The organism is Microbacterium proteolyticum (assembly GCF_030818075.1).
Lineage (GTDB): Bacteria > Actinomycetota > Actinomycetes > Actinomycetales > Microbacteriaceae > Microbacterium > Microbacterium proteolyticum_A.
In genome coordinates this window covers 2285480-2302742 of the sequence record NZ_JAUSZZ010000001.1, presented here as the reverse complement: position 1 = coordinate 2302742, position 17263 = coordinate 2285480, and the positions used below count along the sequence as shown (strand labels likewise).

Genomic DNA, 17263 nt, shown 5'->3' with positions numbered 1-17263 from the left:
CGTTCTCGCTATGCTGGCGGTGAACGCGCGCCCCGCGACGACACCCCCACCCCCCTCCCACTCCTACGGTGGCGAGCGCGGACGTCGGCCGTGAACGGGCGCAGATCGAGAGAGGCACCGTTTTGTCGGACTTCGAATGGGATGAAATCGATCGGCGCGCGGTGGACACCGCTCGCATTCTGGCGGCGGATGCCGTCGAGAAGGTGGGCAACGGTCACCCCGGTACCGCGATGTCACTGGCCCCGGCCGCTTACCTGCTGTACCAGCGGGTCCTGCGCCACGACCCGGCCGACACGCACTGGCCCGGACGCGACCGCTTCATCCTGTCGGCGGGTCACTCCTCGCTGACGCAGTACGTCCAGCTCTACCTCGGCGGCTTCGGCCTCGAGCTGAAGGACCTCGAGGCGCTGCGCACGTGGGGCTCGCTGACCCCCGGCCACCCCGAGTACGGCCACACCGACGGCGTCGAGATCACCACCGGTCCGCTCGGTCAGGGGCTGGCCTCGTCCGTCGGCTTCGCCTACGCGGCTCGCTACGAGCGCGGCCTGTTCGATCCCGAGACCCCCGCCGGCGAAAGCCCCTTCGACCACTACGTCTACGTCATCGCCGGCGACGGCGACCTCCAGGAGGGCGTGACGAGCGAGGCCTCCTCGCTCGCCGGCCACCAGGAGCTCGGCAACCTCATCGCGATCTACGACTCCAACCAGATCTCGATCGAGGACGACACGAACGTCGCGTTCACCGAGGACGTCGCGCAGCGCTACGAGTCCTACGGCTGGCACGTGCAGACGGTCGACTGGAAGAAGACCGGCGAGTACGTCGAAGACGTCGCCGAGCTGCACGCCGCGATCGAGGCCGCGAAGGGCGAGACGAGCAAGCCCTCGCTCATCATCCTCAAGACGATCATCGGCTGGCCCTCGCCCGGCAAGCAGAACTCCGGCAAGATCCACGGCTCCGCCCTCGGCGCCGACGAGCTCAAGGCCACCAAGGAGGTGCTCGGCTTCGACCCCGAGCAGCACTTCGCCGTCGCCGACGACGTGATCGCGCACACGCGCGAGCTCGTCCAGCGCGGAGAGGCCGAGAAGGCCGCCTGGCAGGAGAAGTTCGACGCGTGGGCGGCCGCTCACCCCGAGCGCAAGCAGCTGTGGGACCGCCTGCAGGCGCGCGAGCTCCCCGATGGCATCGCCGACGCGCTGCCCGCGTTCGAGGCCGGGAAGGACGTGTCCACCCGCGCCGCGAGCGGGACGGTCATCAACGCCCTCGCCGCCGAGCTCCCCGAGCTCTGGGGCGGTTCCGCCGACCTCGCCGAGTCGAACCTGACGACGATCAAGGATGCCAAGTCCTTCATCCCCAGCTCGTGGTCCACGCACGAGTGGTCGGGCGACCCCTACGGCCGCGTCCTGCACTTCGGCATCCGCGAGCACGCCATGGGGGCGATCCTCAACGGCATCGTGCTGCACGGACCCACCCGTCCGTTCGGCGGCACGTTCCTCATCTTCAGCGACTACATGCGCCCGCCGGTGCGCCTGGCCGCCCTGATGAACATCCCGACGATCTTCGTCTGGACGCACGACTCCGTCGCCCTCGGCGAGGACGGCCCCACCCACCAGCCGATCGAGCAGCTGGCCACCCTCCGCGCCATCCCCAACTTCGCCCTCGTGCGACCCGCGGATGCCAACGAGACGTCCGTGGTGTGGCTCGAGCTGCTCCGCCGCACCGCCGGCCCCGCCGGTATCGCTCTGACCCGTCAGAACATCCCCGTCTTCGCCCGCGGCGAGGGCGCGGCATCCGGTGACGAGTTCGCCTCCGCCGAAGGCGCCGTCAAGGGCGCCTACGTGCTGGCCGAAGCAGCCAACGGCGAGCCCGACGTCATCCTCATCGCCACCGGTTCCGAGGTGCAGCTGGCCGTCCAGGCCCGCGAGACCCTGGCCGCCGAGGGCGTGCACGCGCGGGTCGTGTCGGCTCCCTCGCTGGAGTGGTTCGCCGAGCAGGACGAGGCGTACCGCGAGTCGGTCCTCCCCTCGTCGGTGAAGGCGCGCGTGTCGGTCGAGGCCGGCTCGGCCCTCAGCTGGCACGGCATCGTCGGCGACGCCGGCCGCTCGGTCGCCATCGACCACTTCGGCGCATCCGCCGACTACAAGACCCTTTTCCAGAAGTTCGGCATCACGGCCGAGGCCGTCGTCGAAGCCGCCCGCGACTCGATCGCCGCGGCGAAGTAATCCAGGAGGACCAGAATCATGAGCACTCCCACCGCAGATCTCGCCGCCGCCGGCGTCAGCATCTGGCTCGACGACCTGTCGCGTCAGCGCATCCAGTCCGGCAACCTCGCCGAGCTGATCGAGGCACGCAACGTCTCGGGTGTCACCACCAACCCGACGATCTTCGCCGGCGCCCTCTCCAAGGGCGAGGCGTACGAGGGTCAAGTCCAGGAGCTCGCCGCCGCCGGCGCCGATGTCGACGAGGCGATCTTCTCGATCACCACGGACGACGTCCGCGACGCGTGCGACATCTTCCTGCCCGTCTTCGAGGCCACGAACGGCGTCGACGGCCGCGTGTCGATCGAGGTCTCCCCCGACCTCGCGCACGACACCGAGGGCACCGTGGCCCAGGCGAAAGACCTGTCGGCCCGTGTCGACCGCAAGAACGTGCTGATCAAGATCCCCGCGACCAAGGCGGGCCTGCCGGCGATCACGGAGGTCATCGGCGCGGGCATCTCCGTCAACGTCACGCTCATCTTCAGCCTCGAGCGCTACGAAGAGGTCATCGACGCGTACCTGGCCGGTGTCGAGAAGGCGCAGGCCGCCGGTCACGACATCTCGACCCTGCAGTCGGTCGCATCGTTCTTCGTCTCGCGCGTCGACACCGAGATCGACAAGCGTCTTGCGGCTCTCGGCACCGACGAGGCCGCCGAGCTCAAGGGCAAGGCCGGCATCGCCAACGCGCGCCTGGCCTACGAGCTGTTCGAGAAGAAGTTCGCCGAGCCCCGCGCCAAGGAGCTCCTGGATGCCGGTGCCACGGTGCAGCGTCCGCTCTGGGCCTCGACCGGTGTGAAGGACCCCGCCCTCCCCGACACGCTCTACGTCACCGAGCTCGTCGCCCCCGGCACCGTCAACACGATGCCGGAGAAGACCCTCGAGGCGACCTTCGACCACGGCGTCATCACGGGTGACACCGTGACCGGTGGATACGCCGAGGCGCACGAGGTGTTCGACCGTCTCGCCGCGGCCGGCGTCGACGTCGCCGACGCCACGCAGACGCTCGAGGACGAGGGTGTCGAGAAGTTCATCGCCTCGTGGCACGAGCTCCAGGACACGGTCAAGACCGCCCTCGAGGCGGGAAGCGCCCAGGCCGCCAAGTGAGCTTCGCGGTCAAGGTCACGGGCCACGTCGGTTCGGTCGTCGCGGCCGAACTGCCGGGCCTGACCGGTTCGCTCATCGCGTCGGGCATCACCGCCGGCGATGCGAGCCTGTGGGGACCGGCCGCAGAAGACGAGGCGTCCCGTCGACTCGGGTGGGTGCGGGCGGTCTCCGTCTCGCGCCCGCTCGTTCCCGAGATCACCGCCCTGCGCGACCAGTTGGTCGCGCAGGGCGTGACCCGCGTCGTGCTCGCGGGCATGGGCGGGTCCTCGCTCGCGCCCGAGGTGATCGCGCAGACGGCAGGTGTGCCGTTGGTGATCCTCGACTCCACGGCTCCCGGACAGGTGCTCGCCGCCATCGACGGCGACACCGAATCGGGTGGTCTCGAGCAGACCGTGCTCGTCGTCTCGAGCAAATCCGGCTCGACCATCGAGACCGACTCCGCCAAGCGCGCCTTCGAGGCCGCCTATCGCGACCTCGGTATCGACCCGGCCGAGCGCATCGTCGTCGTGACCGACCCGGGCTCGCCTCTGGAAGAATCCGCGCGTGCCGAGGGCTATCGCGTCTTCCTCGCCGATCCCGAGGTGGGTGGCCGGTACTCCGCGCTCACCGCCTTCGGCCTCGTGCCCACCGGGCTCGCCGGGGTCGACATCGACGAACTGCTCGACGAGGCGGATGCAACGCTCCTCGAGGTGGCGATCGACTCGCCCGAGAACCCCGCCCTCGTCCTGGCCGCCGCGATCGCCGGCGGCGGGGACCTGCGGCGCGACAAGCTCGGGCTCGTCACGGACGGCACTCACATCGTCGGTCTTCCGGATTGGATCGAGCAGCTCGTCGCGGAGTCCACGGGCAAGGACGGCTCCGGCATCCTGCCCGTGGTGCTGCTTCCCGTCTCGCCCGAACTGGAGTCCGCGCCCGACGACCTGCAGGTCGTGCGCTTCGTCGACGACGCCCAGGCGTTCCACCTCTTCGAACGCCACACCGGCGAAGTGCTCGTCAGCGGTTCGCTCGGTGCGCAATTCGTCGTGTGGGAGTACGCGACCGCGATCGCGGGACGCCTGCTCGGGATCGACCCGTTCGATCAGCCCGACGTCGAGTCGGCCAAGGAGGCCACGCGCGGCCTCCTGCAGGCGCAGCCCGCCCCCACCGCCCCGGCGTTCGTCGCCGACGGCGTCGAGGTGCGCGTGTCCGACCCGACGCTCGCGGCTGACGGCACCGTCGCGGGCGTGCTCGCGACGCTCATGGCCCGGGTGCCCGCCGACGGCTACGTCAGCATCCAGGCCTACGTGAACCGTCTCGAGCTCCCGCAGCTCGTCGGCCTTCGCGAACTCGTGGCAGCCGATTCCGGACGCCCCACCACCTTCGGATGGGGTCCCCGGTTCCTGCACTCCACGGGCCAGTACCACAAGGGAGGACCTGCAACGGGTGTCTTCCTGCAAATCCTCGAACGCACGGACGTCGACCTCGAGATCCCCGGTCGACCGTTCACGTTCGGACAACTCATCCAGGCACAGGCCGCGGGAGACGCGAGCGTGCTGGCGGGGGCGCCGCATGGCCGTCCCGTCGTCACGCTGACGCTGACCGACCCGCAGGTCGAGGTGCTCTCACTTTTCGAGGCGGCACAGTAGAACATGGTCGTAGAGATCACACCGGGTCACAATCCCCTGCGCGATCCCGAGGATCGCCGTTTGAGCCGGATCGCGGGGCCCAGCGCCCTCGTGATCTTCGGCGTCACCGGCGACCTGTCGCGCAAAAAGCTCATGCCGGCGGTCTATGACCTCGCCAACCGCGGTCTGCTGCCGCCGGGCTTCGCCCTGGTCGGTTTCGCGCGCCGCGATTGGGAGGATCAGGACTTCGCCGAGGTCGTCTACGACTCGGTGAAGAAGTACGCCCGCACCGAGTTCCGCGAGGAGACGTGGAAGGAGCTCCTCGAGGGCATCCGCTTCGTCCAGGGCGAGTTCGACGACCCCGAGGCGTTCCAGCGCCTGCGCGCGACGGTCGACAAGCTCGACACCGAGCGCGGCACCATGGGCAATCACGCGTACTACCTGTCGATCCCGCCCAAGGCCTTCCCGCTCGTGACCACGCAGCTCAAGGCCTCCGGGCTCGTCGGGGAGACCGCCGACGACACCACGGGCTGGCGGCGCGTCGTCATCGAGAAGCCGTTCGGTCACGACCTCGCCTCCGCCCGGGAGCTGAACGAGGTGGTCGAGAGCGCCTTCCCCGCCGATTCGATCTTCCGCATCGACCACTATCTCGGCAAAGAGACGGTGCAGAACATCCTGGCGCTGCGCTTCGCCAACGAGCTCTACGAGCCGATCTGGAACCGCAACTACGTCGATCACGTGCAGATCACCATGGCCGAGGACATCGGCGTGGGCGGACGCGCGGGCTATTACGACGGCATCGGCGCGGCGCGCGACGTCATCCAGAACCACCTCCTGCAGCTGCTCGCGCTGACCGCGATGGAGGAGCCCATCAGCTTCAACGCCGCAGACCTCCGCGCCGAGAAGGAGAAGGTGCTGGCAGCGGTCCGTCTGCCGGAGAACCTCGCCGAGGCCACGGCCCGCGGGCAGTACGCCGGCGGCTGGCAGGGCGGCGAGCACGTGCTCGGCTTCCTCGAAGAGGACGGGATGAACCCCGAATCGGTCACCGAGACGTACGCGGCGATCAAGCTCGAGATCAACACCCGCCGCTGGTCGGGGGTGCCGTTCTACGTCCGCAGCGGCAAGCGCCTCGGGCGCCGCGTCACCGAGGTCGCCGTGGTGTTCAAGCGCGCCCCGCAGCAGCTCTTCTCGCGGAGCCAGACCCAGGAGCTGGGGCAGAATGCGCTGGTCATCCGCGTGCAGCCCGACGAGGGCGTGACCATCCGCTTCGGCTCGAAGGTCCCCGGCGACGGCACTCAGGTGCGCGACGTGACCATGGACTTCGGCTACGGCCACGCCTTCACCGAAGCCAGCCCCGAGGCCTACGAGCGCCTCATCCTCGACGTGCTGCTCGGTGACCCGCCGTTGTTCCCGCGTCACGAAGAGGTCGAGCTCAGCTGGAAGATCCTCGACCCGATCGAAGAATTCTGGGCCGCTCAGGGCGGTCCGCTCGAACAGTACTCGCCCGGATCGTGGGGGCCGGCATCCGCCGACGAACTCCTCGCCCGTGACGGCCGCACCTGGAGACGCCCGTGATCATCGACCTTCCCGACACCACCGTCAGCGCGATCTCGAAGAAGCTCGTCAGCGTCCGCGAAGAGGGCGGAGCCGTCGCTCTCGGCCGTGTGCTGACCCTGATCATCATCACGCAGCACGGCGCCGAAGAAGAAGTCATCGAGGCCGCGAACGACGCCTCCCGCGAGCACCCGATGCGCGTCATCGTCGTGCTGTTCGGCGACCAGGACGCGGATCCCCGCCTCGACGCGCAGATCCGCGTGGGCGGAGACGCCGGCGCCAGCGAGGTGGTGGTGCTGCGCGCCCACGGCGCCGCGGGCACCAACGCGGAGAGCCTCGTCACGGGCCTGCTGCTGCCCGACGCCCCGGTCGTCGCGTGGTGGCCGGCGGATGCTCCGGTGAAGCCTGCGCGCTCGCCCATCGGTCGTATCGCGCAACGTCGCATCACGGATGCCTCGTCGCAAGCCGATCCGGCGGCGTGGGTCGCACGGCTCGGCGAGCACTACTCCCCCGGCGACACCGACTTCGCATGGACCCGCGTGACGCGGTGGCGCGAGCAGCTCGCCGCGGTGCTCGACCAGCCGCCCTATGAGCCGGTGACGGCGATCGAAGTGCGGGGGGCATCGGATTCCCCGTCGACCGCCCTGCTCGCGGCGTGGCTCGGAATGAAGCTGGACGCCCCGGTCGACTACGCCTACCTTCCGGCGGACGAGTGGAGCAGCGGGATCAAGTCGGTGCGGCTGACGCGCGCGAGCGGCGACACGCTGCTCGAGCGCCCCGAGGCCGGCGTCGCGATCCTCAGCCAGCCCGGGCAGCCCACGCACGACCTCGCCTTCCCGCGACGGACGCTGCGCGAATGCCTGGCCGAGGAGCTGCGCCGACTCGACCCCGACCTGCTCTACGGCCGCGTCATCACGGAGGGCCACGAGCTGCTGCACACGACGAATGAGACGAGCGGATCATGAGCGACAGCGGTGCGGCCAAGCGCGTCATCATCAAGCGCGACGCCGACACGCTGGCGGAGTACGTGGCGACCCGCTTCGTGAACCGCATCGTCAAGCGCGTCGACGAGGGTAAGCGCATGCACATCTGCCTCACCGGCGGAACGATGGGCGGAGCCGTTCTCCGCGCGGCCGCGCGCGATGAGCGCGTCTCCGACATCGACTGGTCGCTCGTGCACTTCTGGTTCGGTGACGAGCGCTTCGTGCCGCGCGACAGCGACGACCGCAACGAGAAGCAGGCGCGCGAGGCATTTCTCGACCACCTCGACGTGCCGGCGGAGAACATCCACACCGTCGCCTCCAGCGATGACGGCGTGGATCTGGATGCCGCGGCGATCGCCTACGCCGACGAACTCGCTCAGTTCGCTCCGTCGGACCGCAACGAGTCGGGCCCGTGGCCCTCGTTCGACATCTGCTTCCTCGGGGTCGGGCCCGACGCACACATCGCGTCGCTGTTCCCGGACCGCCCCGAGATCTCGGTGACGGACCGGGCCACCGTGCCGGTGCGCGAGTCGCCCAAACCGCCGAGTGATCGCGTGTCGCTGACGCGCCCGGTCATCAACAGCTCCAAGCGGGTGTGGATGGTCATCGCCGGCGCCGATAAGGCCGCGGCTCTCGGTCTCGCCCTCGCCGGGGCGAGCTACCAGAGCGTCCCCGCCGCCGGCGCGAAGGGCCGCCGTCGTACGGCGTTCTTCGTCGACGAGGTCGCCGCAGATCAGGTTCCGCCGCAGCTCATCGACCGCGAGTACTGAGCGATCGTGACCGAGAGGGGGACCGGATGCCACGGCATCCGGTCCCCCTCTCGGCGTTGTGGTTTCACGGGGGAAGTCCCCTCTTGTCGTCCGCCGGACCCGCAGCTTAGCCTTCGATCGGGGGGCATCCTGATCCGGCCCGGGACGTGCGATTCCGGTGCGGGACGACGCAGTGGGGACGTGGGATGCCATTTGTCGGTCGTATGCGCGAGAGACGCATCGCGAAGGACGTCATCGAGGCCTCGGGGGGATCGGGGTGCCTCCTCATCGGGGAGGAGGGCATCGGAAAGACTACTCTCGCCCGCGCGATCGCCGAAGAGCACGGCGCGGTCGTGGTGGCGGCGAGCCCGAGCGAGCGGATGTGGCCGTACTCGGGGTTGTCGGCCCTGGCGGCGGGTCTCGGTGGCGAGCGGCGCCACGCGGTCGATGCGCTTCTCGCACGCGGCCGGGACTGGCCCGAACACCTGATCGCCGAGGAGCTCAGCCGCACGCTCCACCTCGTGTCCGGCGAACCCGACATCGTGGTCGTCGACGACCTGGACCACCTGGACGGCGCGAGCGTCACGGTGCTGTCGTACGTCTTCGGCCGCCTGCGCGGTACCGGTCTCAGCGTCGTCGCGACCGCGGGAACCGCGGACGGTCGACGCGATTTCGCCGGCATGCGTCGCGCGCGCATCGAGCGGTTGTCGTTCGAGGAGTCGCTGGACCTCGCCCGAGCCGTCCTGGGGCCCACGGCGGCTGCCGCCGTTCTGCACACGGTGGCGGCCTGCGCGGGCGGCGATCCCGGCATCCTCTCGCGTGTGCGCCTCACGCCCTGCGAGGCGGCCGGTGACGATCCCCTCCCTTTCCCCCTCCGCCTCGTCGATGACGACCCGGCTCATCGCGAGCGCCGGAGGCGCCGAGACCCTCGAATCGACGGGGTGATGGACCTCCTGTGCGTAGGACCGGTGTTCGGCCACGACCGTCTGCGCTCCGTCGCCGCCGAACGTGGCCTCGAGATGCAGACGTTGATCGATGAGGGACTCGTCGCCGTGCACGGCGAGCTGGCCCGGATCGCCGACCCCGCCCGGAGACTGCGCCAGTTCGCGGCCTTGTCCGCCGACGAGAGGTCCCGCCTGCATGCGCAAGCCTCCCAGGAGCACGCACAGAAGTACCCGGCGACCCATCTGTGGCACCGTAGTCACCTCGAGACCGACTGCGATCGCACGCGGCTGTTGGTCGCGGCGGTCGACCTGGCCCGTTCGGGCGAACCCTCAGCCGCGGTGGAGTTCGCCGAGCGCGCCCTGGCCGGGCGGGTCGATGACGTTTCGCGGTGTCGGCTGCTCGTCGACCTCGGCGAGGCGCTCGTGATGCAGGGCCACGACGAGCGCGGCCGTCACTATCTCCGGCGGGCCGGAGCCCCCGGCGATCCGGAAGTGCGGACGCGGGCGGCGCTTGCGTGGCTCCGAGCGACCCGGGCCGCCGACCATGTCGTCGACGAAACCATGCTGCGCGTCGCCACGGAGACCGACGACCCGCACGGCGCCGAGCGGCTTCTCTGCGAGAGCGCCCGGCTGCACCTGTGGCGCGCGGAGACCGAGCGGGCGGTCGGTCTGGTCGGGCTCGCGGTCCAGAAAGGTGTCGCGTCGACCGAGACGGCTCTGCTCGCCCGCCTCCTCGCGGCGATGGGCGCCGACGTCCTGCTCCCCGGCGCCGTCGACTCGGGCGTCGCTGCCGGCACGTCTCGTCCGGACCTCCCCCTCGAACAGGAGTTGCTCGCGCTGCAGGGCGCCATCCTGCGGGAGGAGTACGCCGCCGTGCGACGCCGCATCGTCGCCCGGCTCGAGAGTCGACCGCGCGCCGCACCCTACTGGCGCGATCAGCTGCACTGCCTCCAGGTGATGAACGAGGTTCGCGGCGGCGATCCGGTCGCCGCGCGCGAAGCCGTCGAGGCCTGGCGACGAGAGTGGGGCCCGGGCCGCGCACCCCACGTGGCGGACGTCCTCGTCCTCGCCGGCGCCGCGGCGCTGGACCCGTTGGGAGACGGGTTGGACGAACTCGTGCGGCTTGGTCGAGACCTCTGCCGCCGGGCGGGCATGACGACCCCGCTGCCGTGGTTCGCCGTCATCGAGGGGGGCGCCGCCCTGGCGGAGGGGAGGTTCGACGATGCGGTCGTATCCCTCCACGCTGCCCGGGAGGCCGTTCCCTGCGATGACCCGTCGATCCTGCGCGCCGATGCCGACCTCATCGAGGCGCTGTGGTTGAGCGGCGACCGTGCAGAGGCGCGCCGCACCCTGGCCCGGCTCGAGGCGGCATCCGCGCGCATTCCCCGTCGGTGGACGACGCTCGCGGTGGCGCGCTCCCGCGCGGTCTGTCGCAGCGACGGCGACGGCGCCGAAGCCTTCCGCGTGGCGGCGGCCGTCTCGCGCACCGACGACCCGCCGATCGAGCGGCTGCTGCTGACGGCGGCTCGCGAGCGGTGCCTGCCTGCCGCCGACCGGCCCCCGGCGCGTGCGGTGCCGCGTCATGCCGATCGCGGACGCTCCCTCACCCCGCACGAGCGCGACGTCGTGGCGCTCGTGGGTCAGGGGCTCCGCAACCGCGAGATCGCGGCTACCCTCTTCATCTCGCTTCGCACCGTCGAACTGCGTTTGACTGGCATTTACCGGAAACTCGGTGTGACGTCGCGCGTGCACCTGGTCGCCCTCCTGCACGGCTCGTCGCCGTCCTGAGTCCGAACGCACCGCGGCGGCGCTGAAGGACGGACGGGCGCGTGGCATCCGGCCGAGGCACGCCCCACCGGGTCACAGCGCGGCATCCCTGCGTCGGGATGCCGGCGGGTCACGGCGCAGCGGGTGACAACGCCGCACGGCGGTCCGGACTGCGCCAGCGACCGTCGGACGGGCGACCGAACGCCGCAACGAGAGCACGGAGGCAGAGCATCGCGTCCCACACCCGCAGACCGGGATACAACAGCATCCATGCACGCGGACGCGTGCGCGTGACGACGCACGCGAACGCCGTCAGCACGGAGTCCCCCACGAGGAACGCCGCCGCCAGCGGACCGACCGGCAGTGCCGTCGCGACCGTCTGCACGACGACGGCCGCTTCTCCGCTCACCATCGTGGTCGTCACAGCGGCGAGCGCAGCGATGGTCACCACCGGCACCATCAGTGTCAGGACGAGACTGGAGACGATCGTCTCGACCGCGAAGACACCGACGGATATCCAGAACAGACCGCGGCGCAGACCATGGCGTCGGACCGTCTGCCAGAAGCCGAGGCTCCACCGACGCATCTGGGCGCTGTAGTCGCGGAGGATCGCCGGGTCCTGCGTCTCCGCCACGGCGCAGGCGGGGTGGAACGCGATGCGCCCCAGGCGTTTCGCGTGCACCTCGAAGGTCATGTTGAAGTCCTCGATCGACAGCCCGGGTGCGTCGATGTCGATGCGGTGGAGCACGTCGGTGCGGTACATGCTCGCGAACCCCGGCACGATCGTCACCGCGTCGACGGCGCGCGCCGCCTGCCCGAACTTGTGGAGGTACTGGGTGCACACGTAGGTGCGTTCCCGGTAGGACGTCAGCACACGGCCCATACGACCGGTCGCGGCGTCCGGCGCGGTCGTCGCCCGCCCGGCGACCGCCACCACGCTCTCGTCGGTGAACAACGGCAGGCCGGTGCGCAGGTAATCGGGCCGTGGGCGCGAATCGGCGTCGAGGAGGAGCAGCAGTGGGAATCGCTCCGGGATGCGGAATCGCTCCAGAGCAGCGCGGATCGCCCCGGCCTTGCCCCGGTTGGGGGCGAGATCCCACGCGACGGCGCCCGCCTCGCGCGCGCGGGCCGCGGTCTCGTCGCTCGACCCGTCGGACACCACGAAGACGTTGCCCGCGGGCACGAGGGCGCGTGCAGCTCGGACCGCCTCCGCGATCACGAGGTGCTCGTCGTGAGCGGCGATGAGGACCGCGACCTCCTCGGGCCGATAGAACATCGACGGTGAGAGCAGGGACGTCTCGGCGCGCGCGATGACGACGAGCCGGCACAGGGCCGCGATGCCCCACACCACGGTGGAGAATCCGATCGTGCAGAACGCGACGACGATCACGATCGCGGGAGTCACGTCGGACGCCCCGCGGCATCGACCGTCGGTCCCTCGACGGCGGTTCGGGACCCCATGGCATCCCCTTTCGATCCCGCTCGACCGTACGCACTCGCGCGACCCGCCGTCGCGGGACGGCCCGCACGCGTGCTGCGGTCCACCGCATGATCCGAATGCGGTGCGCGGTGAGCCGCACGATCGTGCCCGATTCGTTGACCGCCTCGCCGCGGCGGCTCAAGGTGAGCGTGAGATCGACGCCGATCTCCCGACTGCTCCCGCACCCGCTTCTGGAGGATCACGATGACCACCCTCGACGTCCGGGCGGACATGTTCGACGCCCCTCTCCCGCCGATGCCAGCGGACGCGCCCTTTGATTTCGACGTCGCCATCGTGGGGCTCGGGTACGTCGGGCTGCCGACGGCGCTCGCGTACCACGCGAGTGGGTCACGCGTGCTCGCCCTCGACGCGTCATCCCGCCGTCTGCGCACGATCGCCGCCCGGGGTGCCGACCTCATCGGTTCCGACCGCGAACGCCTCGATGCGGCGCTGCGTGCCCCCGCAGGATTCCGGCTGACCGGTGACGTGCGCGAGCTCGCGCGGGCCGCGGCCGTCGTCGTGTGCGTCCCCACTCCCGTCGACGACCGGCAGGTACCAGACCTCGTCGCCCTCCGCGCGGCGTGCGCCACCGTCGTCGCCGCCGCGCGGCCGGGTCAGCTTGTGATGCTCACCTCCACCACCTATGTCGGCTGCACACGCGACCTCGTCGAGAAGCCGCTCCAGGATCGCGGGCTGCGCATCGGCCAGGACGTGTTCGTGACCTTCAGCGCCGAACGGATCGATCCGGGCAACGTCGGTTTCGCGCAGGAGGTGGTCCCGCGCGTCGTGGGCGGCGCCACCCCGCAGTGCGAGGAGGAGGGCGCTCGCCTGCTCTCCCGTTATGCGGCCCAGGTGCACCGCGTGTCGAGCCTGGCGACCGCCGAGATGACGAAGCTGCTCGAGAACACCTTCCGCGCGGTGAACATCGCGCTCGCGAACGAGTTCGCCGACATCTGCGGAGCGCTCGACGTCCCGGTCACCGAGGTGATCGAGGCGGCGAGTACGAAGCCGTACGGCTTCATGGCCTTCTACCCGGGGCCGGGCGTGGGAGGTCACTGCATCCCGTGCGATCCGCACTACCTGCTGTGGCAGCTCAAGGCGCTGCACGTGGATGCCGGCGTCATCACCGAGGCGATGACGCGCATCGCCGCGCGTCCTCGGCGCGTCGTCGAACGGATCCGCGACGTGCTCGGGCGGGCCGGCAAGAGCACTCTCAACGCGCGGATCCTCGTCGTCGGGGTCGCCTACAAGCCCGACGTCGCCGATCTGCGGGAATCGCCCGCGCTCGAGATCATCGATCTGCTCATCGATCTCGGTGCCGAGGTCCAGTTCGTCGACACGCACGCGCCCCGCATCCGGCTCGCCTCGGGTCGGGAACGCGAATCGCTCACGGACCCCGCGGCGTTCCGTGCCGACGTCGTCCTCGTTCACACCCGCCATCACGACAGCGATCTCGGCTGGTTGGACGGCAATACGGTCGTCGTCGACGGGACCTACCGCAGCGGCGACATCGCGGGGCGGGTGCTGCTGTGAACGTCTCCGTCTATACCGGCCGCGGGGGTATGCGATCTCTCGTGACCGGCGGGGCCGGCTTCGTCGGCAGCCACCTCGTCGAACACCTCCTCGACCTCGGTGACGAGGTCGTGATCCTCGACGACCTGTCCACCGGGTCGGCGCGGAATCTCGCCGGCGTCGCCGACCATCCGCGGCTGACGATGGTCCACGGTTCCATCCTGAACACCGCGACGGTGGGCCAGGCGATGCAGGGGTGCGACCGGGTGTTCCACCTCGCTGCGGCGGTGGGCGTGAAGCTCATCGTCGAGCAGCCGCTCCGCGGACTCCGCGTCAACATCCACGGAACGGAGAACGTCCTCACCGCTGCGATCGAGCGGCAGGCATCGGTCCTGCTGGCATCGACCAGCGAGGTGTACGGCAAGAACACCGCCGATCGCCTGCACGAGAACTCCGACCGCGTGCTGGGCGACCCGTTGCTGTCGCGCTGGACGTACGCCGGCGCAAAAGGCATCGACGAAGCGTTCGCAATGGCCTGCTGCGACCAGGAGGGGCTCGACGTCTCGATCGTCCGCCTCTTCAATACTGTCGGACCCCGCCAGACCGGCCGATACGGAATGGTGCTCCCGAACCTCGTCGGGCAGGCCCTGCGCGGTCAGCCGCTGACCGTCTTCGGCGACGGACTGCAGACGCGGTGCTTCTCCGCCGTCGAGGACATCGTGCCTGCGATGGTGCGCATCGAGCGCGATCCGCGCGCACGGGGCCAGGCGTACAACCTCGGGGGCGCCCGCGAGATCTCCATCCTCGAGCTCGCACAGGAGATCATCCGCACCCTCGACAGCCGGAGCACCGTCGAACTCGTCCCTTATGAGCAGGCGTACGCGCCCGGGTTCGAAGACATGCGTCGTCGCGTGCCCGACAACACCAAGGCGCACGAGCTCATCGGCTACGAACCGCGGACGTCGCTCACCTCGACGATCCTGCGCGTCGCCGCCGATCTGCTCTCGCGTGAGCGTCTGGGGTCGGATGCCATGCCCCTGGCGGGCGCGGCATCCTTCCGGGGCGTGGTGTGATGCGTGTCCGGACCCGTGGGGACCGGTCACCACGCCCACTCGGTGCGCCTGCGGTCCGGCGCTGCCTCGCCGTCGTCGCGGCGATCGCCATCGGCGCCGGCGGTCTGATCGCGGCGGAGCCGGCACCGCCGGCCGACGCCGCCCCGCGCACCATCGTCAGTCTGACCTTCGACGACGCCGACGCCAATCAACTCCAAGCGCTTCCCGCGTTGCGCGCGAACGGCATGAAGGCCACCTTCTACGTGCCCTCCGGGTTCATCGGCGCCGCGAGCCACATGACACGCGCCGATCTGACATCGCTGAAGGATGCGGGCCACGAGATCGGCGGCCACACGGTCAACCATCCCGATCTCGCCCAGGTGAGCGTCGACGAAGCGAAACGGCAGATCTGCACCGACCGCCGCAATCTCACCGCGTGGGGTTTCACGGTCCGAACCTTCGCGTATCCCTTCGCGTCCAGCACTCCCGATGTCGAGCAGGCCGCCGCCGCGTGCGGGTACAGCAGTGCGCGCCTGCTCGGCGACATCCGGAGTCGCTTCGGCTGTGCGGATTGCCCGTACGCCGAATCGACGCGTCCCGCGGATCCCTTCGCGCTGAGAGCCCTCGATCAAGTGGATGCCACGTGGACCCTCGATGATCTCAAGGCCGGTGTCACCAATGCAGAGCGCAACGGCGGGCGGCTGGGTGCAGTTCACCTTCCACGACGTGTGCGCGGACGCGTGCAGCGACCTCGCCGTCACCCCGCGCGTCTTCTCCCAGTTCCTGGCGTGGCTGAGGCCGCGCCAGGCCTCCGGCACGATCGTGCGGACGATCGGCGACGTGATCGGCGGCACGGCCAGGCCACTGGTCGCGGGGCCGGTCGTCGCCGCCCCGACCGGATCGACGAACGGCATCGTGAACCCGAGCCGAGAGGTCGGAGCCCCCGATTGCTGGATGCGAGGCGGATACGGGGCCAACTCCCCCACCTTCCACACGGGTCCACCCGCCCACAGCGGGGCCATCGCCAGTGGGATCACCATGAACGGCTACGTCGACGGCGATGCGAAGCTCCTGCCCCAATTCGATCTCGGACAGTGCGCGCCGACCGTGACCCCCGGGCGCACGTACACACTGCGCGAGTGGTACGTCTCCAGCGGCGTAACGCAATTCGCGGTGTACCTGCGCTCCACCTCCGGTGCGTGGACGTATTGGACGTCGAGCCCCTGGTTCGGCGCGGCGCCGGGCTGGACGCAGGCGGACTGGACGACCCCGCCGATCCCGATGGGCTACAACGGCATCAGCTTCGCCCTGACGATCTTCGCCGACGGCAGCCTCCGCACCGACGACCTGCAGCTCTACGACAGCGCCGGGGCGCCGCCCCTGCCCGTCGCGGGGACGGTCACGCGTTCGTCAGGCAGCCCGGCCGTCGTCCAGCCCGCGGGTCCGGTCGAGCTGTTCCGGCCCACAGAGAGCACCGAACTCGGGTGAGGAGGCAGGCGCGGCCGACGGCGGCGATCACCCTCGCGGTGGTCGTCGCCGTGTCGCTCTGCGGCTGCGCCGCGCCCGATCGGCCGCGTCCGGACACCGGCTACCCCTGGCACACCGACATCGTAGCGACGACCTTCTGGGTCGGCGAGGTGTTCGACGCGGGTGCGTCCGACGGCAGCCAGCGCATCTCGACCTACGATTCCGACTGGCTCGCGTCCTACGGAGGGTGCGACGGCATCGACACCGGCGACGGGTGTCGCACCGAGCAGCGGACGGCCGAGAACGGCTACTTCCCCACTCGCATGACGCCTCGTCAGAACCCCTTCTACCTCGACCTGCCGTTCGACGACGTCAACGACGCGGAGGGCTTCGCCACGCGGGGGGACGTCGTACCCTGGGCGGCGGATCCCGCCTACGCGCGCCATGTCGACGACCCCTCGGCGAGCCTGATGAAGAATCGCTGGGTGGCGCTGCACCGCGACGGACACCTCTGCTACGGGCAGATCCAGGACGCCGGTCCCGGGGAGTACCGCGACGCCGTATACGTCTTCGGTGAGGATGATCGCCGGCCTGCGAACACCCGCTACAACGGTGCCGGCCTCGATGTGTCGCCCGCGCTCAACGGGTGCCTCGGATTCGCCGACCTCGACGGAGACGGCGACAGGGTCGATTGGGCGTTCGTGGACGACGATGACGTGCCGGCCGGCCCCTGGAAGCGCATCGTGACCGACTCGCCCGTGCGATGACGCGGACCGCCGTTCAGGTCGCATC

Annotated in this window: 12 protein-coding genes and 1 pseudogene; 12 read left to right on the top strand and 1 reads right to left on the bottom strand. The window is 70.2% G+C overall.

Annotation, left to right across the window (positions count from 1 at the left end; all coding sequences use genetic code 11):
* The first annotated feature begins 122 nt into the window (after positions 1 to 122).
* The 7 genes from tkt to QE392_RS10630 all read left to right on the top strand — a co-directional run bounded on the left by tkt (position 123) and on the right by QE392_RS10630 (position 10981).
* The gene (tkt, locus tag QE392_RS10660) at positions 123 to 2219 is read left to right on the top strand and encodes a transketolase (RefSeq protein WP_307451477.1); all 2097 of its coding nucleotides are present in this window, start codon (positions 123 to 125) and stop codon (positions 2217 to 2219) included.
* Positions 2220 to 2237: 18 nt separating this feature from the next.
* The gene (tal, locus tag QE392_RS10655; protein ID WP_307451475.1) at positions 2238 to 3359 is read left to right on the top strand and encodes a transaldolase; all 1122 of its coding nucleotides are present in this window, start codon (positions 2238 to 2240) and stop codon (positions 3357 to 3359) included.
* The gene (locus QE392_RS10650; protein ID WP_307451473.1) at positions 3356 to 4984 is read left to right on the top strand and encodes a glucose-6-phosphate isomerase; all 1629 of its coding nucleotides are present in this window, start codon (positions 3356 to 3358) and stop codon (positions 4982 to 4984) included. The genes tal and QE392_RS10650 overlap by 4 nt, the downstream gene beginning before the upstream one ends.
* A 3-nt stretch (positions 4985 to 4987) precedes the next feature.
* Complete coding sequence (zwf, locus tag QE392_RS10645) at positions 4988 to 6538, top strand: glucose-6-phosphate dehydrogenase (RefSeq protein ID WP_307451470.1); 1551 nt, start codon at positions 4988 to 4990, stop codon at positions 6536 to 6538.
* Entirely contained in the window at positions 6535 to 7482 is a 948-nt protein-coding gene (locus tag QE392_RS10640; protein ID WP_307451466.1) for a glucose-6-phosphate dehydrogenase assembly protein OpcA, read from the top strand. The genes zwf and QE392_RS10640 overlap by 4 nt, the downstream gene beginning before the upstream one ends.
* Complete coding sequence (gene pgl / locus QE392_RS10635) at positions 7479 to 8270, top strand: 6-phosphogluconolactonase (RefSeq protein WP_307451463.1); 792 nt, start codon at positions 7479 to 7481, stop codon at positions 8268 to 8270. Before QE392_RS10640 ends, pgl begins: the two co-directional genes overlap by 4 nt.
* A 185-nt stretch (positions 8271 to 8455) precedes the next feature.
* Positions 8456 to 10981, top strand: coding sequence for a LuxR C-terminal-related transcriptional regulator (locus QE392_RS10630; protein ID WP_307451460.1), 2526 nt, complete (start codon positions 8456 to 8458; stop codon positions 10979 to 10981).
* A 109-nt stretch (positions 10982 to 11090) separates the two neighbouring features.
* Here the strand turns inward: QE392_RS10630 and QE392_RS10625 are convergent, their stop codons facing one another.
* Positions 11091 to 12365: a glycosyltransferase family 2 protein gene (locus tag QE392_RS10625; protein ID WP_307451457.1), complete on the bottom strand. Its 1275-nt coding sequence runs from the start codon at positions 12363 to 12365 to the stop codon at positions 11091 to 11093.
* 279 nt (positions 12366 to 12644) lie between these two features.
* Here QE392_RS10625 and QE392_RS10620 point away from each other — a divergent pair, with 279 nt between their 5' ends.
* From QE392_RS10620 to QE392_RS10600, 5 genes and pseudogenes are all read left to right on the top strand, one after another.
* Positions 12645 to 13973 carry a nucleotide sugar dehydrogenase gene (locus QE392_RS10620; protein ID WP_307451453.1) on the top strand — a complete coding sequence of 443 codons (1329 nt, stop codon included), beginning with the start codon at positions 12645 to 12647 and terminating at the stop codon, positions 13971 to 13973.
* 29 nt (positions 13974 to 14002) lie between these two features.
* Positions 14003 to 15025: a GDP-mannose 4,6-dehydratase gene (locus QE392_RS10615; protein WP_307451448.1), complete on the top strand. Its 1023-nt coding sequence runs from the start codon at positions 14003 to 14005 to the stop codon at positions 15023 to 15025.
* Positions 15025 to 15468, top strand: a pseudogene (locus QE392_RS17555) (polysaccharide deacetylase family protein); the annotation flags it as partial. The gene QE392_RS10615 and the pseudogene QE392_RS17555, both read left to right, overlap by 1 nt.
* A 574-nt stretch (positions 15469 to 16042) precedes the next feature.
* Complete coding sequence (locus tag QE392_RS10605; protein WP_307451442.1) at positions 16043 to 16492, top strand: hypothetical protein; 450 nt, start codon at positions 16043 to 16045, stop codon at positions 16490 to 16492.
* A complete protein-coding gene (locus QE392_RS10600; RefSeq protein WP_307451440.1) occupies positions 16489 to 17238 on the top strand; it encodes a hypothetical protein in 750 nt (249 codons plus the stop codon). The genes QE392_RS10605 and QE392_RS10600 overlap by 4 nt, the downstream gene beginning before the upstream one ends.
* Positions 17239 to 17263 lie beyond the last annotated feature (25 nt).

Excerpts from the sequence above, each read along its gene's own strand:
- tal (WP_307451475.1), top strand. The coding sequence starts at position 2,238 with ATGAGCACTCCCACCGCAGATCTCGCCGCCGCCGGCGTCAGCATCTGG.
- QE392_RS10630 (WP_307451460.1), top strand. The coding sequence starts at position 8,456 with ATGCCATTTGTCGGTCGTATGCGCGAGAGACGCATCGCGAAGGACGTC.
- QE392_RS10605 (WP_307451442.1), top strand. The coding sequence starts at position 16,043 with ATGAACGGCTACGTCGACGGCGATGCGAAGCTCCTGCCCCAATTCGAT.
- pgl (WP_307451463.1), top strand. The coding sequence starts at position 7,479 with ATGAGCGACAGCGGTGCGGCCAAGCGCGTCATCATCAAGCGCGACGCC.
- QE392_RS10615 (WP_307451448.1), top strand. The coding sequence starts at position 14,003 with ATGCGATCTCTCGTGACCGGCGGGGCCGGCTTCGTCGGCAGCCACCTC.
- QE392_RS10620 (WP_307451453.1), top strand. The coding sequence starts at position 12,645 with ATGACCACCCTCGACGTCCGGGCGGACATGTTCGACGCCCCTCTCCCG.
- zwf (WP_307451470.1), top strand. The coding sequence starts at position 4,988 with ATGGTCGTAGAGATCACACCGGGTCACAATCCCCTGCGCGATCCCGAG.